The sequence below is a fragment of the Nocardioides sp. Soil777 genome, assembly GCF_001428425.1.
Lineage (GTDB): Bacteria > Actinomycetota > Actinomycetes > Propionibacteriales > Nocardioidaceae > Nocardioides > Nocardioides terrigena.
In genome coordinates, this window is the sequence record NZ_LMSN01000004.1 from 19,442 (window position 1) to 40,845 (window position 21,404).

The window sequence follows — 21,404 nt, forward strand, 5'->3', positions numbered from 1 at the left end:
GTGACTGAGACCTTCCAGGGCACCGACCCGAGCCAGCTCGATGACCACGCCTTCGCCGTCTGGGCGGCCGAACAGGCCGGCGCCGTCCTCCTCGAGGTGCGTGCCGCGGCCGACGAGCGTGGCCTCGAGGGCAAGGCCCTCAAGGACGCCGGCGACGCCGCCGCGCAGGAGGTGCTGGCCCGGGTGCTGGGCGAGCACCGGCCCGACGACGCGGTGCTGAGCGAGGAGGCGGCCGACGACAAGGTCCGTCTCGAGGCCTCCCGCGTCTGGATCATCGACCCGCTCGACGGCACCCGCGAGTTCTCCGAGCCGCCCCGCGACGACTGGGCCGTGCACGTCGCGCTCTGGCAGGACGGCGACCTCGTCGCCGGCGCCGTGGCCCAGCCCGCGCTCGGCGAGACGTTCAACACCGGTACGCCGCGCCAGGTGCCGGCCCGCACGGCCGACCGGCCGCGGATCGCGGTCAGCCGCACCCGCCCGCCGGCCTTCGTGGAGGCCCTGGCCGCCGAGATCGACGCCGAGCTGGTGCCCATGGGCTCGGCGGGGGTCAAGGTCATGAGCGTGGTGCGCGACCTCGCCGACGCCTACGTCCACGCCGGTGGGCAGTACCAGTGGGACAACGCCGCCCCGGTCGCGGTCGCCCGCGCCGCCGGCCTCCACTGCTCGCGGGTCGACGGCTCGCCGCTGGTCTACAACGAGGACGACACCTCGCTGCCCGACCTGATTGTCTGCCGCCCCGAGCTGGCCGAGGAGATCATCGCGTTCGTCCGCGCCCACGGCACGGACTGACCCGCGACAACCCGGTTGGCGTCGGTGCTCCCTGCCACCGTGGGGGCATGACCTCCTTCGTCTCGCACACCACCGTCGACTGCGCCCACGCCTACGAGCTCTTCGAGTGGTGGAAGCAGCTGCTCGGCTACGTGGACGTCGACGGGGACCCCAACCTCCCCGGCCACGAGGAGTGCATGGTCCTCGACCCCGAGTCGGGCCACCGGATCCTCTTCATCGAGGTGCCGGAGCCCAAGTCGGTCAAGAACCGTCTCCACCTCGACCTCCGGCCCCGCTCGGGCTCGCGCGACGACGAGGTCGAGCGGGTGCGCTCGCTCGGGGGGACCGAGGTGGCTGACCACCGCGGTCAGCACGGCCCGGGCACCGGCTGGGTCGTGATGGCCGATCCCGAGGGCAACGAGTTCTGCATCCTCCGCTCGCAGGCCGAGGTCGACGCGGGGGCTCCGGTCGAGCAGTGACCGGCCCGGACGCGACTCGGCCCCGGAGCGCTGCTCCGGGGCCGAGTGCTGGTGCTGGGTGGTGCGGTGGTCGAGCCGGGGCTCAGTAGACCTGGTAGTAGTCGGTGAAGCCCGAGTACTTCTTGTCGGCCGGGATGGTCACCGAGAACTTGAAGCCGCGCTTGTTGGGGGCCTTCACGCGGAAGACGCCCAACTTGTTGGTGCGGACCTTCTTCCACGCGACGTACTTCTTGCCCTTCTTGCGCTTGAGGACGACCTTCTTGCGCTTGAAGTCGGGCTTGATCTTGCCGACCAGGAAGAGGCCGGGGGTCTTGAAGACCGCCTTGCGCTTCACGCCGATGTTGAGCGGCGCCGACTCGCTGGCCGTGTAGTTGTCCTCGTAGGTGCTGGTCGCGGTGTAGCCGGTGTAGACCGCCTTGTAGGCCGCGTTCACCTTCGGCCTGACGTCGGGGAAGCCGACGTAGCCGCTGGCGTCGAGCGTCGAGACGGGCACCCACGTCGGGTTGCTCACGGTGTACTCGTAGAGCGTCACGGTGCCGTCGTACGCCGAGCCGCCGTCCGAGCCGGTCACGGCGCCGCGGAGGGTGGCCGTGTCGCCGTACGTGATCGGGTTGTCGCCGAAGGCGAGCTCCAGCGTGGTCGTGGTGGTGAGGTTCTCGGTGGCCTGGGCCGGCGAGCTGATCGCCACCGGTGCCAGTCCGAGCAGGCCGGCCGTGGTCAGGCCGGCGATGAGTCGAGTGAAGCGCATGTTTCCCCGTATCCCCTTCTCGAGAGGCGCCCGTGGACGCCCGCGATGACAGTCGCGGGCCCCGTGGCCCGCTGGCCGCGACGCTACCCCGGCGGGAGGGCGCCCAAACCCACCGGACCGGTCCGCCCCCCGGTGCTTTCGTAGACTGGACGGCAGCACCCCCGTCCAGCGCTGGACGGGGGCCCGACGGCGTGCCCCCACGGGTCGTGCCGACCCGATGAGAGGACCCGATGACCACGCTCACCCGTGTGGCCGACGACCTGCTGGCCGGACCCGTGCTGGCCGAGGCGATGGCCGACGCCCGCGACGTCGCCACCCTCGACCTGACCGGCCCTGCCGCCGTGCGTCCCTTCGTCATCCGCGGGCTCGTGGAGGCGGGTCGCACCGTGCTGGCCGTCACCGCGACCGCCCGCGAGGCCGAGGACCTCGTCGAGGAGCTGGTCGACCTCGTCGACCCGGCGCGGGTCGCCCACTACCCGAGCTGGGAGACGCTGCCCCACGAGCGGCTGAGCCCCCGCAGCGACACCGTCGGTCGACGGCTGGCCGTGCTGAGACGGCTGCGGCACCCCGGCACCGACGCGACCAACGGACCGCTCTCGGTGGTCGTCGCGCCGATCCGGTCGATCCTCCAGCCGCAGGTCAAGGGACTGGCGGACCTCGAGCCCGTCGAGCTCGTGCCCGGCCAGACCACCGCACTCGAGGACGTCGTCCGCGGTCTCGCCGACGCGGCGTACACGCGGGTCGACATGGTCGAGAAGCGCGGCGAGTTCGCCGTCCGCGGTGGCATCGTCGACGTCTTCCCGCCCACCGAGGAGCACCCGCTGCGGGTGGAGTTCTGGGGGGACGACGTCGAGGAGATCCGCGCCTTCGCGGTCGCCGACCAGCGCACCATGGGCGCCGTCGAGCGCCTGTGGGCGCCGCCGTGCCGCGAGCTGCTGCTCACCGAGGACGTACGCCGCCGCGCGGCCGAGCTGGGCCGGGCGCACCCGCAGCTGCTGGAGCTGACCGACAAGATCTCGGCCGGCATCGCCGTGGAGGGCATGGAGTCGCTGGCGCCCGCGCTCGTCGACGAGATGGAGCTGCTCGTCGACCTGATGCCCGACGACACCACGGTCCTGGTGCTCGACCCCGAGCGCGCCCGCAGCCGGGCCCACGACCTGGTCGCGACCAGCGAGGAGTTCCTCGGCGCGAGCTGGGCGGCCGCGGCGAGCGGCGGCCAGTCGCCGATCGACCTGTCCACCGCGTCGTACCGCGAGGTCGCCGACGTCCGCGAGCACGTCATCGACCGCCGGCTCGCGTGGTGGAGCGTGAGCCCCTTCGGGATCGAGACGCCCGAGGACGCCGGTGTCGACCTCGACGTCATGGTCGGCGCCGTCCGGTCCCGGGCGCTCGAGGCCCAACCCGCCGAGGCCTACCGCGGTGACCTCGAGCGGGCCGTCGCCGACATCCGCGGCTGGCTCGCCGGCGGCTACCGCGTCACGGTCGTCCACCCCGGACACGGCCCGGCCGAGCGGATGGTCGAGGTGCTCGGGGAGCACGACGTCCCGGCGGGCCTGGACGCGGTCGGCGACGGCGTCGTGACCGTCACCACCGGTTGCATCACCCAGGGCCTCGTCGACCCGTCCGTGCGGGTCGCCCTGGTCACCGGCGAGGACCTGAGCGGGCAGAAGGCCTCCACGCGCGACATGCGCAAGATGCCGGCCCGCCGCAAGAAGCAGATCGACCCGCTCGAGCTCAAGGCCGGCGACTACGTCGTCCACGAGCAGCACGGCGTCGGCCGCTTCGTCGAGATGATGCAGCGCGAGATGGCCGGTGCGACCCGCGAGTACCTCGTCCTGGAGTACGGCGCGTCCAAGCGGGGCGCGCCGCCGGACCGGCTCTTCGTGCCGGCCGACACCCTCGACCAGGTCACCCGCTACGTCGGCGGTGAGCAGCCCAGCCTCGACCGGCTCGGCGGCGGCGACTGGACCAAGCGCAAGAACCGCGCCCGCAAGGCGGTCCGCGAGATCGCGGCCGAGCTGATCAAGCTGTACGCCGCGCGGCAGGCGACCCAGGGCCACGCCTTCGGCCCGGACACCCCGTGGCAGCGCGAGCTCGAGGACGCCTTCCCGTTCAACGAGACCCCCGACCAGCTGAGCACCGTCGACGAGGTCAAGGCCGACATGCAGCGCACCGTGCCGATGGACCGGCTGGTGTGTGGCGACGTGGGCTACGGCAAGACCGAGATCGCGGTGCGGGCGGCGTTCAAGGCGGTGCAGGACGGCAAGCAGGTGGCCGTGCTGGTGCCGACGACGCTGCTCGTGACCCAGCACCTGAGCACCTTCGCCGAGCGGATGAGCGGCTTCCCGGTCGTGCTCAAGGGACTCTCGCGCTTCCAGACCGACAAGGAGGCCAAGGAGGTCATCGAGCAGCTCGCCACCGGTGAGGTCGACGTCGTCGTGGGCACCCATCGCCTGCTCAACCCCGACATCCGGATGAAGGACCTCGGCCTGATCATCGTCGACGAGGAGCAGCGCTTCGGTGTCGAGCACAAGGAGCAGATGAAGCGGCTCCGCACCTCGGTCGACGTGCTCTCCATGAGCGCGACCCCGATCCCGCGCACGCTCGAGATGGCGGTCACCGGCATCCGCGAGATGTCCACGATCACCACCCCGCCGGAGGAGCGCCACCCGGTGCTCACCTACGTCGGTGCCTACGAGGACCGCCAGGTGGTCGCCGCCGTGCGCCGCGAGCTGCTGCGCGAGGGACAGGTCTTCTTCATCCACAACCGGGTCAACTCCATCGAGAAGGCCGCGGCGCACATCCGCGAGCTCGTGCCCGAGGCGCGGGTGGCGACGGCGCACGGCCAGATGGGGGAGCACCAGCTCGAGCGGGTGATGCTCGACTTCTGGGAGAAGCGCTTCGACGTGCTCGTCTGCACGACGATCGTGGAGTCCGGCCTCGACGTGTCCAACGCCAACACGATGATCATCGAGCGCTCCGACACCCTGGGCCTGTCCCAGCTGCACCAGCTGCGCGGTCGGGTCGGCCGCTCACGCGAGCGCGCCTACGCCTACTTCCTCTACCCGGCGGAGAAGCCGCTCACCGAGACCGCCCACGAGCGGCTCGCGACGCTGGCCCAGCACTCCGACCTCGGAGGCGGCATGGCGATCGCGATGAAGGACCTCGAGATCCGCGGGGCCGGCAACCTGCTCGGTGGCGAGCAGTCCGGCCACATCGCCGACGTCGGCTTCGACCTCTACGTGCGCCTGGTGGGGGAGGCGGTGCAGGACTTCAAGGGCGATGCCGAGCCCGAGGTCAACGAGGTCCGCATCGAGCTCCCGGTCGACGCGCACCTGCCGCACGACTACATCCCCTCCGAGCGGCTGCGCCTCGAGATCTACAAGCGCCTCGCCGAGGTGCGCTCCGACGAGGACGTCGACGGGCTGCGCGAGGAGCTCGTCGACCGGTACGGCGAGCCGCCGGCCGTCGTGGAGTCGCTCATGGTGGTCGCGCGGTTCCGCGCCCGGGCCAGGACGGCCGGCGTCGCGGAGATCACGCTCGCGGGCAAGAACGTGCGGTTCGCACCCGTCGACCTGCCCGAGTCGCGCGTCGTACGCCTCAACCGGATCTACCCGCGGTCGATCGTCAAGGCGCCGGTGAGCACGATCCTGGTGCCGCGCCCGCAGACCGCCGTGGTCGGGGGCAAGCCGATCACGGGCATCGCCCTGCTTGAATGGGCCCGTGGTGTGATCGACACCATCATCGACCCGCCCGAGGCGCGCCAGTCCGGGCAGCCGCACCAGTCGTCGAGGAGTGACGCGTGAGCAAGACCCGTCTGACAACCGTCCTGCGGACGGCGGGGGCCGTCGCCCTCTCCGGCCTGGTGCTCACCGGCTGCGGCAGCGCCCAGCCCGGCGTGGCGATCGAGGTCGGCGACGAGACGATCTCCACGCGCACCGTCGACCGCGCCTCGGGCCACGTGTGCACCGCGCTCGGCGACGAGTTCAGCGCCAACGGCACCGTGGTGCCGATGGGCTTCATCCGTCAGGGCGTCGTGCAGCTGATGACGCTGTCGTCGACGGCCGAGCAGATCGCCGACGAGTACGGCGTGGAGCCGGGCGCGACGTACGAGCGCGACCTCGCCTCCCGTCGTCGCGCCGCCGAGGCCTTCCCCGAGGAGGTCCGCGAGGACTACGTGGAGGTGATGACCGCCAACGCGCTGGCCACCGACATCCTCGAGCAGGTGGGCCGCGCCCAGCTCGTCGAGGAGGGCTTCGAGGAGCCGACCGTCGACCAGGTCACCCAGGCGGGCACCGACATCTTCACCTCGTGGCCGGACGCCAACGGGGTGACCATCGACCCGCGCTACGGCGTGGAGATGGTCGACGGCACGCTCACCCCGGTCGACACCAACCTGTCGGTCGCGGTCGGCGAGGCGGCACTGGCGGGCCTGGCGACCGAGCCGGACGCCACCTACGCCAACACGTTGCCCGAGAACCACCGCTGCGGCTGACCCCGTGGGACCGGAGCCCGCGTCGGGGGAGTCCCTGGTCGAGTTCGTCGCGGTGATGCGCCGGCTGCGGGCGGAGTGCCCGTGGAAGGCCGCGCAGACGCACGGCTCGCTGGCGCGCTACCTCCTCGAGGAGGCGCACGAGACCCTCGAGGCGATCGACGCCGGCGAGCTGTCCGGGGACTGGGACCACCTGCGCGAGGAGCTGGGCGACCTGCTGCTGCAGGTCTACTTCCACGCCGCGATCGCCGAGGAGCGCGGGGAGTGGACCATCGACGACGTCGCCGCGGACATCGTGGCCAAGCTGCGCCGCCGCAACCCCCACGTCTTCGGCGAGCCCACCGGCGAGACCCTCACCGCCGAGGAGGTCAACGCCGAGTGGGAGCGCCGCAAGGCGCAGGAGAAGTCCCACCGGACATCGGTCACCGAGGGGCTCCCGCCCGGTCTGCCCGCGCTGCTCGCGGCCGACAAGGTGCTGGACCGCCTCGAGCGGGCGGGACGTCATGAGGACCGGTCGCCGGCGCGACCGACCCCCATGACGCCCGAGGAGGTCGGCGACCGGCTGCTGGCCCTGGTCGCCGAGTCGCGCGCCGCCGGCGTCGACCCCGAGCAGGCGCTGCGCCACGCCGTACGCCGCACGGTCGCCGCCGCCGAGGAGTGACGGCCCCCGAACGGCCCCGGCAGCGCGGGTGCCGGCGGGTCTAGGCTGAGGTCGCACGTGACCCCACCCACGACTTCCCAGGAGCAACCTGTGGCATCCATCGCAGCTGTCGGCGCCCGCGAGATCCTCGACTCCCGAGGCAACCCCACCGTCGAGGTGGAGGTCCTCCTCGACGACGGCGCGTTCGGTCGCGCCGCCGTGCCCAGCGGTGCCTCCACCGGCGCCTTCGAGGCCGTCGAGCTGCGTGACGGCGGCAAGCGTTACCTCGGCAAGGGCGTGCAGAAGGCCGTCAAGGGCGTCACCGAGGACATCGCGGGCGTGATCGTGGGCCTCGAGGCCGACGACCAGCGCCTCGTCGACCAGGCGATGCTCGACCTCGACGCGACGCCCAACAAGGCCAAGCTCGGCGCCAACGCCATCCTCGGCGCCTCGCTCGCGACCGCCCGGGCGGCGTCGGAGTCGGCCGGCCTGCCGCTGTTCCGCTACGTCGGCGGCCCCAACGCGCACCTGCTGCCGGTGCCGATGATGAACATCCTCAACGGCGGGTCCCACGCGGACTCCAACGTGGACATCCAGGAGTTCATGATCGCCCCGATCGGCGCCGCGACCTTCGCCGAGGCACTGCAGCAGGGTGCCGAGGTCTACCACGCGCTCAAGGCCGTGCTGAAGAAGAAGGGCCTCGCCACCGGCCTCGGTGACGAGGGCGGCTTCGCCCCCGACCTCTCCTCCAACCGCGCCGCCCTCGACCTGATCGCGGAGGCGATCAAGTCGGCCGGCTTCAAGCTCGGCAAGGACTTCGGGCTCGCGCTCGACGTCGCGGCCAGCGAGTTCCACGACAAGAAGAAGTACGCCTTCGAGGGCGCGAAGAAGTCCTCGGACGAGATGATCGCCTACTACGCCGAGCTCGTCGCGGCGTACCCGATCGTCTCCATCGAGGACCCGCTGGACGAGGACGACTGGACCGGGTGGCAGACCCTCACCGCCCAGCTCGGCGACAAGACCCAGATCGTCGGCGACGACCTGTTCGTCACCAACGTGGAGCGCCTCGGTCGCGGCATCGCGGAGCAGTCCGCCAACGCCCTGCTGGTCAAGGTCAACCAGATCGGCTCGCTCACCGAGACCCTCGACTCCGTGGACCTCGCGCACCGCAACGGTTTCCGCTGCATGATGAGCCACCGCTCGGGCGAGACCGAGGACACGACCATCGCCGACCTCGCCGTCGCCACCAACTGCGGCCAGATCAAGACCGGTGCGCCGGCCCGCTCCGAGCGGGTGGCCAAGTACAACCAGCTGCTGCGCATCGAGGACGAGCTGGGTGACGCGGCTCGCTACGCCGGCGCGGGCGCGTTCCCCCGATTCACGGGCTGATCGGGGCAGACTGCTCCCCATGGCTCCACAGCGTCGTACTCCCCGGGGTGGACCCGGTGGGACCACGGGGCCCGGCTCGCGCACGCAGCGCGGCCGGTCCGCCGTGTCCCGACCGACCACCCCGGCGGAGGCGCGCCCCGGCGCCGACGGCAGGCCGCGTCGCCCCCGGCTCACCGGGCGCGCCGCGGTGCTGGTGCTCGTCCTGGCGGTGCTGACGGTGTCGTACGCCTCGTCGCTTCGGGCCTACATCCAGCAGCGCTCGCACATCTCCGACCTCAAGACGGCGATCGCCGAGCGCGAGGCGAGCATCAACGACCTCGAGCGCGAGAAGCAGCGCTGGGAGGACCCGGCCTACGTCAAGGCCCAGGCCCGCGCCCGCTTCGGCTACCTGATGCCCGGTGAGACCGGCTTCCAGGTGCTCGACGAGAACGGTCAGCCGCTCGAGCAGCAGGCAACCCTCAACGATCCCGACGACGTGCTCAGGATCGAGCCGACCGCCTGGTGGTCCCCGGCCTGGGACTCCGTGGAGCTCGCCGGCAACCCGCCCGCACCCCAGCCCGAGACGCCGTCGGTCATCGACGGCGTCAAGCTCGACAAGTCCGGACAGCAGTGACCCCTCCAGCAGAGCCCGCCGACGTCGCCGCGGTCGCGGCCCAGCTCGGCCGGGAGCCCCGCGCGATCCACGAGATCGGGCACCGGTGCCCGTGCGGCAACCCCGACGTCGTGACCACGCTGCCGCGGCTGCCCAGCGGCACGCCGTTCCCCACGACCTACTACCTCACCTGCCCGCGCGCGGCCTCGCGCATCGGCACCCTCGAGGGCTCCGGCCTGATGAAGGAGATGCAGGACCGCCTCGGCGAGGACCCCGAGCTCGCGGCGGCCTACCGTGCCGCCCACGAGGCCTACCTCGCGGCGCGCGACGAGCTCGGCGCCGGTGCCGGGCAGGACGTCCCCGAGATCGAGGGGATCAGCGCCGGCGGCATGCCCGACCGGGTCAAGTGCCTGCACGTCCTGGCCGGCCAGTCGCTGGCCCAGGGGCGTGGCGTCAACCCGCTCGGCGACGAGGTCCTCGACCTGCTGGGCGAGTGGTGGGCCAGCGGCCCCTGCGTCGAGCGGCCCGGCCCGGATGACTGAGCTCGTCGGCGCGATCGACTGCGGCACCAACTCCATCAAGCTGCTCATCGGCACCCCGCCCGACATCGTGCTGCGCGACTCCCGCGTGGTGCGGCTCGGCCAGGGCGTCGACACCACCGGCGAGCTGGCCGCCGAGGCGCTGGCCCGGACCTTCTCCGCCATCGACGAGTTCGCCGGGGTGCTGCGTGAGCACGGTGTGCCGCCGGAGCGCACCCGGTTCTGCGCCACCTCGGCCACCCGCGACGCCCGCAACGCCGCCGTCTTCGTCGAGGGGGTGCGCACCCGCCTCGGCGTCACCCCGCAGGTGCTGTCCGGGCCCGAGGAGGCCGCCCTGGTGTATGCCGGCGCGATCGGTGCGCTGTCGCCGATGCCGCCCGAGCCGGTGCTGGTCGTCGACATCGGCGGTGGGTCGACCGAGCTGGTGCTGGGCGAGGACGGCCCGCAGGAGTCGACCTCGATGGACATCGGGTCGGTGCGCCTGCACGAGCGCCACCTGCACTCCGACCCGCCGACCGTCGAGCAGGTCACCGAGTGCGTCGCCGACATCGTGCGCCACCTCGACGGGTCCGGCCTCGAGGTCGAGCTCGCCCGGACGGTCATCGGCACCTCGGGGACGATCAAGACGATCGCCTGCGGTGTCCTGGACCTGCCGGCCTACGACCGCGACGCCTTCGACGGTGCCGAGCTGTCGATCGCGGACACCCTCGACTACTGCGACCGGCTGGTGGCGATGACCGTCGCCGAGCGCCGCGCGCTGCCCTACATGCACCCGGGTCGCGCCGACGTGGTCGCCGCCGGGGCGCTCATCTGGACCGGCATCCTGGCGCGTGCGTCGGTGCCGACCTACCGCGTCTCCGAGGCCGACATCCTGCACGGCATCGCAGCCTCCATCTCCTCGTCGACCGGGTCCTGAGCGAGGCCGGTCGTGGGTGTCGTCGACCTCCCACACCCCCTCACCGGGCAGGCGTTCGCCTCCCCGGTGCCACCGGGCACCGGCTGGCCGGAGGACCCCGCGGCGCACGGCACCCGGGTGGCGCGCTCCGCCGGCGGCGTACGACGCCTCGCGGCGACCGACGACCTCGCGGAGCTCGAGGCGCGCGTCAGCGTCTGCTCGGCCTGCCCGCGGCTGGTGCGCTGGCGCGAGGACGTGGCGCGCGACAAGCGGGCGTCGTTCGCCGACCAGCCCTACTGGGGCCGACCCATCCCCGGGTGGGGGGACCCTCGGGCCCGGATCCTGGTCGTCGGGCTCGCGCCCGCGGCCAACGGCGGCAACCGCACCGGCCGGGTCTTCACCGGTGACTCCAGCGGCGACTGGCTCTTCGCCAGCCTGCACCGGGTCGGGCTCGCGACCCTGCCGACCAGTACCCACGCGGGTGACGGGCAGCGCCTCCTCGACACCCGGATGGTCGCCACGGTGCGGTGCGCGCCCCCGGACAACAAGCCGACGCCGGAGGAGCGCGACACCTGTGCCCCCTGGCTGCACACCGAGCTGCGGCTGCTCGCTCCGCACGTCCGCGTCGTGGTCGCCCTCGGCGCCTACGGGTGGGCGGGGGCCCTCACCGGGCTGGCCGGGCTGGGCCTCGACGTGCCGCGGCCACGACCGCGCTTCGGGCACGCCGCCGAGGTGGGCATCGGCGGCGTGACCCTGCTCGGGAGCTACCACCCGTCGCAGCACAACACCTTCACCGGCCGGCTGACGCCGGACATGCTCGACGACGTGTTCCGCCGGGCGCAGGCGCTGGCAGCAGGGCCCGCGGGCGCTGACACAATGCCTCGGTGACCCTCCTCGCCATCACCGTCCTCGGCCACGACCGTCCGGGGATCATCGCCGGGACGACCGACCGGATCGCCGGGCTCGGCCTCAACCTCGAGGACTCGACGATGACGCTGCTGCGGGGTCACTTCGCCATGACGCTGGTGTGTGCGGGCGGTGCCAGCGCCACCGAGGTCGAGGAGGCGCTGGCGCCGCTGGCCGCCGACGGCAGCCTGACCGTCACGGTCCGCGAGCTGCCCGACCAGCAGCCCCAGGGACCGGTCGGCACCCAGTGGGTGCTCACCGTGCACGGCGGCGACCGGCCCGGCATCGTGTCGGCCGTCATCGGCGAGGTCGCCGAGGTGGGCGGCAACGTCACCGACCTGACCACCCGTCTGGCCGGCGAGCTCTACCTGCTCATCGCCGAGCTGGACCTCCCGGCATCGGTCGACACCGACGCGCTCGCGGTGGCGCTCCGGTCGGTGGCCGACCAGCTCGGCGTCGGCGTCACGCTGCGGCCCGCGGAGTCCGACGAGCTGTGACCACCCACCCCCGAGTGGCGGCCTGGTCCGAGGCCGACCTCGACGTCGTCGGGCGCGTCCGCGACGTCGTACGCGCTCCGGCCCGGGTGCTGTCGACCGACGGCGGCCGGGTCGACCCGACCGCTCCCGAGGTCGTGCAGCTCGCCGCCGACCTCGTCGCCACCATGCGGGTCTCGCCGGGATGCGTCGGCCTCGCCGCCCCGCAGGTGGGGGAGGGCGTCAAGGTCTTCTGCGTCGACGTCTCCGAGCACCCGAAGACCCGCGACCACCACGGCACCTTCGTGCTGTGCAACGCCGAGGTCGTGGAGTCGAGCCGCAACGAGAGGGCCCGTGAGGGCTGCATGAGCGTCCCCGACCTCACCGGCGACGTGAAGCGCCCGACCCGGGTGGTCGTCCGCGGCCAGCTCCCGGGATCGGGTGAGGAGGTCGTGGTCGAAGCCAACGCCTTCGAGGCCCGTGCCCTCCAGCACGAGATCGACCACTGTGACGGCCTGTTGTTCCTCGACCGCGCGGCCGGAGCCCACGCGATCTACGCTCGCCAGACCTACCTGTAGCGCCCCGGTATCCCAATCGGCAGAGGAAGCGGTCTTAAAAACCGCGCAGTCTGGGTTCGAGTCCCAGTCGGGGCACCACCACGTACGACGCCGCCCGCGGCGCAGCCTGGAAGATCCGACGGCTGTGGTCCGTCGGATCCTCCGGGCTGCGCGAAGACCTAGGGTGGGACCTCGACGCATGGAGGGGGAACCATGGGACACCGGGCGACGCTGGCGGCACTCGTCCTCGCACCACTCGTCCTGGCCGGCGGGGTGCCGGCGGTCGGCCGGTCCGTCGCCGCGGTCGGGCCGACGTGCGACGGGCGGACGCCGACCATCGTGGGCACGGAGGGCAGCGACAGGCTGACGGGCACGCCCGGTGACGACGTCATCGCCGGTCTCGGAGGGCGCGACCTGATCGCCGGTGGCGCCGGCGACGACGTCGTCTGCGGCGACGCCGGACCCGACGAGATCACCGGTGGCGAGGGTGACGACCGCCTGTACGGCGGCACCAACGGCCGACTCAACGTGTTCGAGAGCCAGGCCGAGCCCGCCGGGGACGTGGTCGTGCCCGGACCGGGTGACGACCTCGTCGACCTCGGCGTCAACACGGTCCTGCGCCGGGACGGGTGGAACGCCGCCGACACCCTCGACCTGAGCGGCTCGACCACTGGCGTCACCGTCGACCTGATCGCGGGCACCGCGGTGGGCGAGGGGGCCGACACGCTGGTGGTGGCCCAGCCGCAGCCCGCGCTCGGGTACGTCGTGGAGCTGCTCGGGTCGTCGTACTCCGACCACCTGCTCGGCACGGAGGGCCCGGACCAGCTCATCGGCAACGGTGGTGGGGACCGGATCGACGCGCGCGGCGGCGACGACCTCGTGATGAACGCCTGGGACGAGTACTCACCACCCCCGGGGGAGAACGCCGACGACGTCTTCGACGGCGGCGCCGGGGACGACTCGCTCGACTCCACCGGAGGCAGGGACACGATGACCGGCGGACCCGGTCGCGACCACCTCCGCAAGGAGCGGGGTGCGACGACCATGGACGGCGGCCCCGACACCGACGTCCTCGAGCTCTACCTCTCGCGCGGGGGCCACACGGTCACCGGAGGCGACGGGGTCGACGCGATCTCGGTGTCCGTGCTGCGGCGGGGGACGCCCCGCAGGCCCGCGTGGGGGACCTTCGACCACCGCCGCGGCGTCTTCCGGGCCGGGACCCCCGACGGCGGCCGCGTCCGCCTGGGCGTCGACGCTCTGGAACGCGTCACCATGCCCGGCGCGCCCGGTCGCTGGACCTACCTCGGCACGCCGGGGGACGACCGGGTGGGCGGCGGGGCGGCGTACACGGCCAGGGGCCGCGGCGGCGACGACCGGCTCGAGGGCTCGTACGCCGACGACGTGCTGCTGGGCGGGCCGGGTCGCGACCGGGTCCGCGGGCGCGGTGGGACGGACCGGTGCCGGGGCGAGACCACCCGCGGATGCGAGTGACCCGTGGGAACACCGGGGTGCGCTCGCGCGTTTGGAATGACGTGCACCTGAGTAAGGTGGGTGCATCCACACCGGCCTCCAAGGAGAGACCACATGAAGAGCAACAACCCAGTCTTCGCCCGATCCGAGCAGTTCAGCGGCGCGGGCTCCAACGCCTACGGCAACCAGACCTACGCCGGCGGCGCCCAGCCCCAGCAGGGCTACGGCCAGGCGCCCCAGTCCGGTTACGGCCAGACCGACCCGTCCCAGTGGGGCACCGGCACCGCCGGCCCCGAGGTCGACGGCGGCCGGATGACCGTCGACAGCGTCGTGCAGAAGACCGCCGTCACGCTGTTCGTGGTGGTTCTCGCCGCGGCCGCGACCTGGTTCTGGACCGGTGACTCGATCACCGAGTCCGGGACGAGTAACCCCGACACGATCAACAAGCTCTACCTCGCGCTGATGGTCGGCTCGTTCGGCGCGTTCGCGCTGTCGCTGGTCAACTCGTTCAAGCGGGTCATCAGCCCCGCGCTGGTGATCGCGTTCGCCGCGCTCGAGGGCGTCTTCCTCGGTGCGTTCTCCAAGTTCCTCCCGTTGGTGGCCGGTGTCAGCTACGACATCGTGGTGCAGGCCGTGATCGGCACCTTTGCCGCCTTCGCGGGCACCCTGGCGACCTACAAGTTCTTCAACATCCAGGTCGGCAACAAGTTCCGCACCTTCGTGGTCGCGGCCATGTTCGGCATGGTGGCCCTCGGCCTGCTCGAGATGGTGCTCGGGTTCTTCGGCAACCAGATCGGGTTCTTCGGCTTCGGCGGCATGGGCCTGCTCTTCGCCGTCGGCGGCCTGGTGCTCGGTGTGTTCATGCTGATCCTCGACTTCGACTTCGTCGAGAAGGGCGTGGCCGCCGGCCTCCCCGAGAGCGAGTCGTGGCGTGCGGCGTTCGCGCTGACCGTCAGCCTCGTCTGGATCTACACCAACCTGCTCCGCATCCTCGCGATCTTCTCGCAGGACTGATCGACCGACCCGGACCGGGTCACCGCATCTCCGCCGGCCTCTCGTCCTCGGACGAGGGGCCGGCGTCATGCTGTCCGGGGTCGTGTACGCCGTCCGCGCGGGCGTCCTGGGTGGCCTCCTGCTGGGCGTCGCCCTCCGAGGTCTCCGGGGACTCGGTCTCCCCGCCGGGACGGCGACGGCGACGGCGCAGCTCGACCCACCGGCCGCGCAGGCCGCGCTGCGAGCCGGACACCTCGGTGCCGTCGAGCTCGGTGCCGGGGTTCTCGACGGCACGGGCGGCCGCGGCGGCCACGGGCATGACGCCCTCCCCGCGGAAGGCCTCGGGCAGCGCCTCGTCGTCGGGGCCGAGCCCGAGCGCGGCCAGCGTGGAGGGGATGAGCACGGCCGCCAGCTGGCGGTAGCCGTCGGCGCTGGGGTGGAACTGGTCGGGGCCGAAGAGCAGGGCCGGTGCGGCGGCGAACTCGGGGCCCAGCACCGAGCCGATGGAGACGGTGCGCCCGCCGGCCTCCACGACCGCGATCGTCTGCGCGGCGGCGAGCCGGCGCGACCACGAGCGGGCGACCTGCTTGAGCGGGGGCGCGATCGGCTTGATGGTGCCGAGGTCGGGGCACGTGCCGACCAGGACCGCGACGTCGGCCTCGCGCAGGCGGCGTACGCCCTCGGAGAGGTGCCGCACGGACTGCGACGGGGTGACCGTGTGGGTCACGTCGTTGGCGCCGATGAGGATGACGGCCACGTCGGGGTGGGTCGCCAGCGCGGCGTCGACCTGGCTGGCCAGGTGGCTGGACTGGGCGCCGACGACCGCGTGCTCGCGCAGGTGCACACGCCGGTGGGCCTGCGTCGCGACGCCGCTGGCCAGGTGGGCGCCGGGCGTGTCCTCGACGCGCTCCACGCCGTAGCCGGCGGCGCTCGAGTCGCCGAGCAGGGCGATCCGGATCGCCGGCCCGGGCCGACCGCGGCCGTACCAGCCGGTCGCGTCCGGCGGGGGCTCCTCGGTGAGGCGCCCGATGGTCTTGCGGGCGAGCTTGGCCTCGGCGACCAGCACGCCGTACAGCCCGGCACCCAGCACGGAGAGGCCCCCGCCACCGAAGGCGGCGGCGGAGGCGAGCTTGCGAGCGGCGGCTGCGGTTCCCACGACTTCATGTTACGGGCCGGTATCTGGCTAGATTGGCAGGGTGAAGTACGCGAATTCCCTGCTCGACCTCATCGGCGACACCCCGCTGGTGCGGCTCGACCGCTCCCTGGACCTGCCCGCCCCCGCAGACGGCCCCCGATCGGGACCCCTGCTGCTCGCCAAGGTGGAGTACCTCAACCCCGGCGGGTCCGTGAAGGACCGCATCGCGACGCGCATGATCGAGGCCGCCGAGGCCTCCGGCGCCCTGCAGCCCGGCGGCACGATCGTGGAGCCGACGTCCGGCAACACCGGTGTCGGGCTGGCGATGGTGGCCCAGCAGAAGGGCTACAAGTGCATCTTCGTGTGCCCCGACAAGGTCAGCGAGGACAAGCGCAACGTGCTCAAGGCGTACGGCGCCGAGGTCGTCGTCTGCCCGACGGCGGTTGCCCCCGAGCACCCGGACTCCTACTACAACGTCTCCGACCGCCTCGCCTCGCAGCCCGGCGCCTGGAAGCCCGACCAGTACTCCAACCCGCACAACCCGCGCTCCCACTACGAGACCACCGGTCCGGAGATCTGGGAGCAGACCGACGGGAAGATCACGCACTTCGTGGCGGGCGTCGGCACCGGCGGCACGATCAGCGGCATCGGTCGCTTCCTCAAGGAGCAGAACCCCGACATCCAGGTGATCGGCGCCGACCCGGCCGGGTCCGTCTACTCCGGTGGCACCGGGCGCCCCTACCTCGTCGAGGGCGTGGGTGAGGACTTCTGGCCGGAGACCTACGACCGGTCGATCGCCGACCGGATCATCGAGGTCTCCGACGCCGACTCCTTCGCCTTCACCCGCCGCCTCGCCCGCGAGGAGGCGATGCTGGTCGGCGGCTCGTCCGGGATGGCGGCGTACGCCGCGCGCCAGCTCGCCCACGAGCTCGCGGCCGAGGGCCGCGACGACGCGGTGATCGTCGTCCTGCTGCCCGACTCGGGCCGCGGCTACCTCACCAAGGTCTTCAACGACGCGTGGCTGGGCCAGTACGGCTTCGCCACCGAGGGCGACTCCGACTCCCGCACGGTCGGGGAGGTGCTGCGCGGCAAGTCCGGTCGGCTGCCCGACCTGGTGCACACGCACCCCTCGGAGACGATCGCCGAGGCGGTCCACATCCTCCAGGAGTACGGCGTCTCGCAGATGCCCGTGGTCCGCGCCGAGCCGCCGATCGTGGCGGCGGAGGTCGCCGGCTCGGTCTCCGAGCGGGCGCTGCTCGACGCGCTCTTCGCCGGGACGGCCAAGCTGACGGACCCGGTCGAGGACCACATGTCGGCGCCGCTGCCGTCGATCGGATCCACGTCCCCGGCCCGCGAGGCCGTGCACCTGCTGGAGAAGGCCGACGCGGCCCTCGTCCACGAGGACGGCAAGCCCGTCGGGGTCATCACCCGCCAGGACCTGCTGGCCCAGCTGGCGAAGGGCTGAGGCGGATGCGTTCCCACGTGACCCGCCGCGCCCGCACGCGCGTCGCCGCCCTGCTCCTCGCCCCGGTGCTGGCGCTGTCCGCCGTCGCCTGCAGCGAGGACGAGCCGGTCGACCCCGAGGCTCCCGTCGACGTGGAGGTGGGCGAGGAGTTCTCCTGGAACGGCTTCACCGTCCCCGCGGGCTGGGAGTACGACACGATCACCGAGACCGTCGCGCTCGAGGAGCAGACGCACCCGCTGGTGCGGGCCCGCGTCGTCAACGACGGCGACGAGGCGCGCTCGGCGCTCTTCGAGTTCGTCTTCGTCGCCGAGGGTGAGGCGCTGGCCACGGTCCGGTGCAACTCGACCGAGGAGCTGGCCCCCGAGCAGGAGGGCGACCTCTTCTGCCCGGGCTACGGCGAGCCGGTGCCGGAGGGCTACGACACCGTCGTGGTGCAGCCGGTCACGCGGTCCTGACGACCGACGACAGCACCTCGGCGAGCTCCTCGATCCCGTCGACGAGGCGGGTGCCGGGGCGCGCCCACGAGGCGTTGGCGTCGACGGCGTGCACGGGCACCCCCTCGGGGAGCACCCCCGACGCCACCAGCTCGTCGGCGAGCGCCTGCGACCCCTCGCGGTCGTAGCCGCAGGGCGCCACCACGACGACGTCGGGGCGAGCGGCGTGGACGTCCTCCCACGTGACCCGCACGCTCTTCTCGCCGGCGGTGCCGAGCACCGGGTCACCGCCGGCGAGGTCGACCATCTCGGGGATCCAGTGGCCGGGCGCGAACGGCGGGTCGGTCCACTCCAGAAGCACGACGCGGGGGCGCGGGCGGGTGCCCACGCGGCGTACGACGTCTGCGAGACGCCGGTGCGTGTCCTGCACGAGGGCGTCGGCCTCGACGTCGTGGCCGGTGGCCCGGCCGAGCGCCCGGACCGATTCGAACACCTCGGTCAGCGTGTGCGGGTCGATGGTCAGCACCTCAGCGGTGCAGCCGAGGTGGGCCAGCGCGTCGTCGACCACGGACACGTCGACCGCGCACACCGCGCACAGGTCCTGGGTGACCACCAGCTCGGCGTCCAGGCCGGCGAGGGCACCCTCGTCGAGGTGGTAGAGGTCGTCGCCGCGCTGCATCGCGGCGGCCACGAAGTCGTCGATCTCGCGCGGGGTCAGCCCCTCCGGCATCGCGCTCGTGGACACGATCGTGCGCCCGCGGGCCTCGGCGGGGTGGTCGCACTCGAAGGTCACGCCGACGACGTCGTCACCCGCCCCGATCGCGAAGAGGATCTCGGTGGTCGAGGGGAGCAGGGAGACGATGCGCACGCGCTCCAGCCTAGGGTGACGGTGTGGAGCCGACGACCGAGACCGTGCTCCTGCTGATGCTCGCGGCCCTGGCCGCCGGCTTCGTGGACGCGGTGGTCGGTGGCGGCGGACTCATCCAGCTCCCGGCCCTGCTGATCGGCCTCCCCGGTGCCTCGGTGGTCCAGATCGCGGCGACCAACAAGCTCGCGTCCTTCTGCGGCACCTCGATCAGCGCGGCGACGTACTACCGGCGGGTGGGCCCAGACCCGCGGACCTTCCTGCCGCTCATGCTCGCGGCCTTCACCGGGTCGCTGGGCGGGGCCTTCGTGGCCTCGATGCTGCCCCGCAGCGCCTTCGACCCGATCATCCTGGTCGTGCTCGTCCTCGTCGGCGCCTACGTCTGGTTCAAGCCGTCGGTGGGCACGCTCACCAACCTGCGCTTCAGCGGCGGCACCCACGTCTCGGCGGTCGCCGTCACCGGCCTCGCGATCGGCTTCTACGACGGGGCGATCGGGCCCGGCACCGGGTCGTTCTTCGTCTTCGCGCTGGTGGGACTGCTCGGCTACAACTTCCTCGAGGCCTCGGCCAAGGCCAAGCTCGCCAACTGGGCCACCAACCTGGCCGCGCTCGTCGTCTTCATCCCGATGGGGGCGGTGATGTGGAAGCTCGGCCTGGCCATGGCCGCGGCCAACATCGTGGGCGGGTACGTCGGTGCCCGCGTGGCCGTCGCCCGGGGCGCGAGGTTCGTGCGGATCTTCTTCCTCGTGGTCGTCGTGGGCTTCGTCGTCCGCCTCGGAGGGGACCTGCTCGGCGTCTGGTGACCCGGATGCTGCGCCCGCCCCGGTAGCGTGCTGCCGTGAGCGTGGTGGACAAGGTCGACGGCTTCCAGCGGAGGCACCCGGTGGTCGGGTTCCCGCTCGCGGTCGTCTACAAGTTCTTCGACGACCAGGGCAACTACCTGGCCGCGATGCTGACCTACTACGCGTTCGTCGCGATCTTCCCCCTGATGCTGCTGGGCACCTCGATCCTCGGCTTCGTGCTCGGGGCCAAGCCGGAGTGGCAGGAGGAGATCCTCGACTCCGCGCTGGCGCAGTTCCCGATCATCGGTGACCAGCTCGGCCGTCCCGAGGGGTTGCGCGGGTCGGCGGCCGGTGTCGCCTTCGGAACCCTCGCCGCCCTTTACGGCGCGTTGGGCCTGGCCCAGTCGCTGCAGAACGCCATGCACGTGGCCTGGTCCGTGCCGCGCAACTCCCGGCCCAATCCGTTCTACTCTCGGCTCAAGAGCCTCCTCCTGCTCCTCACCGCGGGCTTCGCGCTGCTCGGGGTCTCGGTCCTGTCGACGGTCGCGAGCACCACGACGACCTTCTTCGAGCAGGGGGAGCGGTGGCTGCTGCAGCTGGTGACGGTGCTCGTCGTCGGCGTCGGGCTGACGGTGCTCTTCCGCTTCGCCGCGACCGGGCAGCACAGCTTCCGCCGGGCCGCGCCTGGCGGCTTCTCCCTTGCGGTGATGTTCCAGCTGCTCCAGCTCGGTGGTGCCCTGTACGTCTCCGAGGTCCTGGTCGGCACGACGGCGATGACCAAGACCTTCGGGCTGGTGCTCGGTCTCGTCGGCTTCCTCTTCATCGGCGCGGTGATGGCGGTGCTGGCCATGGAGATCAACGTCGTCATCGCCCGTGAGCTCTACCCCCGGGCCCTGCTCACCCCGTTCACCGACGCGGTCGACCTCACGCCGGCCGACCGCCGCGCCTACGCGTCGTACGCCCGGATGCAGCGCCACAAGGGCTTCGAGAAGGTGTCGGTCTCGTGGGAGGAGCCGGAGCCCGCGGTCGCGCCGGAGCCCGAGCGCGGGCCCGAGCCCGAGCGCGCCGCTGTACCCGAGCAGGAGCGCCTCGCGGACCCCGCACCGTGACGTCCTACCTCACCCTGGCGCGCGACGCGACGGCCGAGGTCGAGGTCAGGCGCTCCCGCTTCCTGTGCACCCTGCGCCGGGTGGACGACGAGGAGTCGGCGCGCGCCGTGGTCGCCGAGCTCCGCGCGCTGCACGGGGACGCCCGGCACCACTGCTCGGCGTTCGTCATCGGCCCGCGCTCGGAGCTCCAGCGCTCCAGCGACGACGGGGAGCCCGGCGGCACGGCCGGGGCCCCGATGCTCGAGGTGCTCCTCGGGGCCGGGGTCTCCGACGTGGCGGCGGTGGTCACGCGATGGTTCGGCGGCACCCTGCTCGGCGCCGGCGGCCTCGTCCGGGCGTACGGCGACGCGGTCCGGGCCGCGCTCGTCGAGGCCGGCACCCGGCGCCGGGTCCTGCTCACCGAGCTCGCCCTGGTGGTCGGTCACGCCGATGCGGGGCGGATCGAGAGCGAGCTGCGGGTGCGGGGCGTGGATGTGCTGGACGTGGAGTACGCCGCCACGGTGCGGCTCCTGCTCGGGTCGACCGAGCCGGCCGGGGTGGCCGCCCACGTGGCCGCACTGACCGGCGGCACTGGCACGGTCGAGCGCGTCGGGGAGCGCTGGGTCTGACATCCCCCGACCTGGCCGGGAATGTTTCGCGTGGTGATACGTTGTTACGGTGTAATCATGTAATG

22 protein-coding genes and 1 tRNA gene are annotated in these 21,404 nt (G+C 72.6%); 20 read left to right on the top strand and 3 right to left on the bottom strand.

All coding sequences use genetic code 11. The annotated features are described in order from the left end of the window. Both ASG88_RS05035 and ASG88_RS05040 read left to right on the top strand, forming a co-directional pair. Window positions 1-789, top strand: coding sequence for a 3'(2'),5'-bisphosphate nucleotidase CysQ (locus ASG88_RS05035; RefSeq protein ID WP_056886350.1), 789 nt, complete (start codon window positions 1-3; stop codon window positions 787-789). Window positions 790-836: 47 nt separating this feature from the next. Then, entirely contained in the window at window positions 837-1,247 is a 411-nt protein-coding gene (locus ASG88_RS05040) for a VOC family protein (RefSeq protein ID WP_056886351.1), read from the top strand. 82 nt (window positions 1,248-1,329) lie between these two features. Here ASG88_RS05040 and ASG88_RS05045 read toward each other — a convergent pair whose 3' ends face one another. Further along, complete coding sequence (locus ASG88_RS05045) at window positions 1,330-1,995, bottom strand: hypothetical protein (protein ID WP_056886352.1); 666 nt, start codon at window positions 1,993-1,995, stop codon at window positions 1,330-1,332. 230 nt (window positions 1,996-2,225) lie between these two features. Here ASG88_RS05045 and mfd point away from each other — a divergent pair, with 230 nt between their 5' ends. From mfd to ASG88_RS05110, 13 genes are all read left to right on the top strand, one after another. Continuing rightward, entirely contained in the window at window positions 2,226-5,801 is a 3,576-nt protein-coding gene (mfd, locus tag ASG88_RS05050) for a transcription-repair coupling factor (RefSeq protein ID WP_056886353.1), read from the top strand. After that, window positions 5,798-6,490, top strand: a complete 693-nt coding sequence (locus tag ASG88_RS05055; RefSeq protein ID WP_056886354.1) for a hypothetical protein — start codon at window positions 5,798-5,800, stop codon at window positions 6,488-6,490. Before mfd ends, ASG88_RS05055 begins: the two co-directional genes overlap by 4 nt. A 4-nt stretch (window positions 6,491-6,494) precedes the next feature. Continuing rightward, the gene (locus tag ASG88_RS05060) at window positions 6,495-7,148 is read left to right on the top strand and encodes a MazG family protein (protein ID WP_056886355.1); all 654 of its coding nucleotides are present in this window, start codon (window positions 6,495-6,497) and stop codon (window positions 7,146-7,148) included. Between the two features lie 90 nt (window positions 7,149-7,238). Beyond that, a complete protein-coding gene (eno, locus tag ASG88_RS05065; RefSeq protein ID WP_056886356.1) occupies window positions 7,239-8,516 on the top strand; it encodes a phosphopyruvate hydratase in 1,278 nt (425 codons plus the stop codon). Window positions 8,517-8,535: 19 nt separating this feature from the next. Continuing rightward, on the top strand, window positions 8,536-9,129 hold the full coding sequence (locus ASG88_RS05070) for an FtsB family cell division protein (RefSeq protein WP_056886357.1): 594 nt from the start codon (window positions 8,536-8,538) through the stop codon (window positions 9,127-9,129). Further along, window positions 9,126-9,650 (top strand): DUF501 domain-containing protein, encoded by a 525-nt coding sequence (locus ASG88_RS05075; protein ID WP_056886358.1) that lies wholly within the window; start codon window positions 9,126-9,128, stop codon window positions 9,648-9,650. The genes ASG88_RS05070 and ASG88_RS05075 overlap by 4 nt, the downstream gene beginning before the upstream one ends. Then, window positions 9,643-10,563, top strand: coding sequence for a Ppx/GppA phosphatase family protein (locus tag ASG88_RS05080; protein WP_056886359.1), 921 nt, complete (start codon window positions 9,643-9,645; stop codon window positions 10,561-10,563). Before ASG88_RS05075 ends, ASG88_RS05080 begins: the two co-directional genes overlap by 8 nt. A gap of 12 nt (window positions 10,564-10,575) precedes the next feature. Next, window positions 10,576-11,430, top strand: coding sequence for a uracil-DNA glycosylase (locus ASG88_RS05085; protein WP_056886360.1), 855 nt, complete (start codon window positions 10,576-10,578; stop codon window positions 11,428-11,430). Then, window positions 11,427-11,945, top strand: a complete 519-nt coding sequence (locus ASG88_RS05090; protein ID WP_056886361.1) for a glycine cleavage system protein R — start codon at window positions 11,427-11,429, stop codon at window positions 11,943-11,945. Before ASG88_RS05085 ends, ASG88_RS05090 begins: the two co-directional genes overlap by 4 nt. Continuing rightward, the gene (locus ASG88_RS05095; RefSeq protein WP_235534738.1) at window positions 11,942-12,499 is read left to right on the top strand and encodes a peptide deformylase; all 558 of its coding nucleotides are present in this window, start codon (window positions 11,942-11,944) and stop codon (window positions 12,497-12,499) included. Before ASG88_RS05090 ends, ASG88_RS05095 begins: the two co-directional genes overlap by 4 nt. Window position 12,500: 1 nt before the next feature. After that, window positions 12,501-12,577, top strand: a tRNA-Leu gene (locus ASG88_RS05100). Window positions 12,578-12,691: 114 nt separating this feature from the next. Next, a complete protein-coding gene (locus tag ASG88_RS05105) occupies window positions 12,692-13,969 on the top strand; it encodes a calcium-binding protein (protein ID WP_056886363.1) in 1,278 nt (425 codons plus the stop codon). A 93-nt stretch (window positions 13,970-14,062) separates the two neighbouring features. Next, on the top strand, window positions 14,063-14,962 hold the full coding sequence (locus ASG88_RS05110) for a Bax inhibitor-1/YccA family membrane protein (RefSeq protein ID WP_056886364.1): 900 nt from the start codon (window positions 14,063-14,065) through the stop codon (window positions 14,960-14,962). Window positions 14,963-14,981: 19 nt separating this feature from the next. On the opposite strand, the gene ASG88_RS05115 is transcribed toward ASG88_RS05110, so the two are convergent. After that, window positions 14,982-16,097, bottom strand: a complete 1,116-nt coding sequence (locus tag ASG88_RS05115) for an SGNH/GDSL hydrolase family protein (protein ID WP_082599946.1) — start codon at window positions 16,095-16,097, stop codon at window positions 14,982-14,984. Between the two features lie 40 nt (window positions 16,098-16,137). On the opposite strand from ASG88_RS05115, the gene ASG88_RS05120 reads away from it, so the two are divergent. Both ASG88_RS05120 and ASG88_RS05125 read left to right on the top strand, forming a co-directional pair. Then, on the top strand, window positions 16,138-17,541 hold the full coding sequence (locus tag ASG88_RS05120; RefSeq protein ID WP_056886365.1) for a cystathionine beta-synthase: 1,404 nt from the start codon (window positions 16,138-16,140) through the stop codon (window positions 17,539-17,541). A gap of 5 nt (window positions 17,542-17,546) precedes the next feature. Next, on the top strand, window positions 17,547-17,996 hold the full coding sequence (locus ASG88_RS05125; RefSeq protein ID WP_056886366.1) for a hypothetical protein: 450 nt from the start codon (window positions 17,547-17,549) through the stop codon (window positions 17,994-17,996). Here the strand turns inward: ASG88_RS05125 and ASG88_RS05130 are convergent. Continuing rightward, window positions 17,983-18,843, bottom strand: coding sequence for a cobalamin-binding protein (locus tag ASG88_RS05130; RefSeq protein ID WP_056886367.1), 861 nt, complete (start codon window positions 18,841-18,843; stop codon window positions 17,983-17,985). The genes ASG88_RS05125 and ASG88_RS05130 overlap by 14 nt on opposite strands. Window positions 18,844-18,866: 23 nt before the next feature. Between ASG88_RS05130 and ASG88_RS05135 the strand changes: the two genes are divergently transcribed. The 3 genes from ASG88_RS05135 to ASG88_RS05145 are packed head-to-tail and all read left to right on the top strand — an operon-like array spanning window position 18,867 to window position 21,339. After that, window positions 18,867-19,643 (top strand): sulfite exporter TauE/SafE family protein, encoded by a 777-nt coding sequence (locus ASG88_RS05135; protein ID WP_321163822.1) that lies wholly within the window; start codon window positions 18,867-18,869, stop codon window positions 19,641-19,643. A 35-nt stretch (window positions 19,644-19,678) separates the two neighbouring features. Further along, on the top strand, window positions 19,679-20,731 hold the full coding sequence (locus ASG88_RS05140; RefSeq protein ID WP_157559571.1) for a YihY/virulence factor BrkB family protein: 1,053 nt from the start codon (window positions 19,679-19,681) through the stop codon (window positions 20,729-20,731). Beyond that, a complete protein-coding gene (locus ASG88_RS05145; protein WP_056886368.1) occupies window positions 20,728-21,339 on the top strand; it encodes a YigZ family protein in 612 nt (203 codons plus the stop codon). Before ASG88_RS05140 ends, ASG88_RS05145 begins: the two co-directional genes overlap by 4 nt. Window positions 21,340-21,404 lie beyond the last annotated feature (65 nt).

Excerpts from the sequence above, each read along its gene's own strand:
- ASG88_RS05040 (WP_056886351.1), top strand. The coding sequence starts at position 837 with ATGACCTCCTTCGTCTCGCACACCACCGTCGACTGCGCCCACGCCTAC.
- ASG88_RS05045 (WP_056886352.1), bottom strand. The coding sequence starts at position 1,995 with ATGCGCTTCACTCGACTCATCGCCGGCCTGACCACGGCCGGCCTGCTC.
- mfd (WP_056886353.1), top strand. The coding sequence starts at position 2,226 with ATGACCACGCTCACCCGTGTGGCCGACGACCTGCTGGCCGGACCCGTG.
- ASG88_RS05070 (WP_056886357.1), top strand. The coding sequence starts at position 8,536 with ATGGCTCCACAGCGTCGTACTCCCCGGGGTGGACCCGGTGGGACCACG.
- ASG88_RS05080 (WP_056886359.1), top strand. The coding sequence starts at position 9,643 with ATGACTGAGCTCGTCGGCGCGATCGACTGCGGCACCAACTCCATCAAG.
- ASG88_RS05105 (WP_056886363.1), top strand. The coding sequence starts at position 12,692 with ATGGGACACCGGGCGACGCTGGCGGCACTCGTCCTCGCACCACTCGTC.
- ASG88_RS05110 (WP_056886364.1), top strand. The coding sequence starts at position 14,063 with ATGAAGAGCAACAACCCAGTCTTCGCCCGATCCGAGCAGTTCAGCGGC.
- ASG88_RS05125 (WP_056886366.1), top strand. The coding sequence starts at position 17,547 with ATGCGTTCCCACGTGACCCGCCGCGCCCGCACGCGCGTCGCCGCCCTG.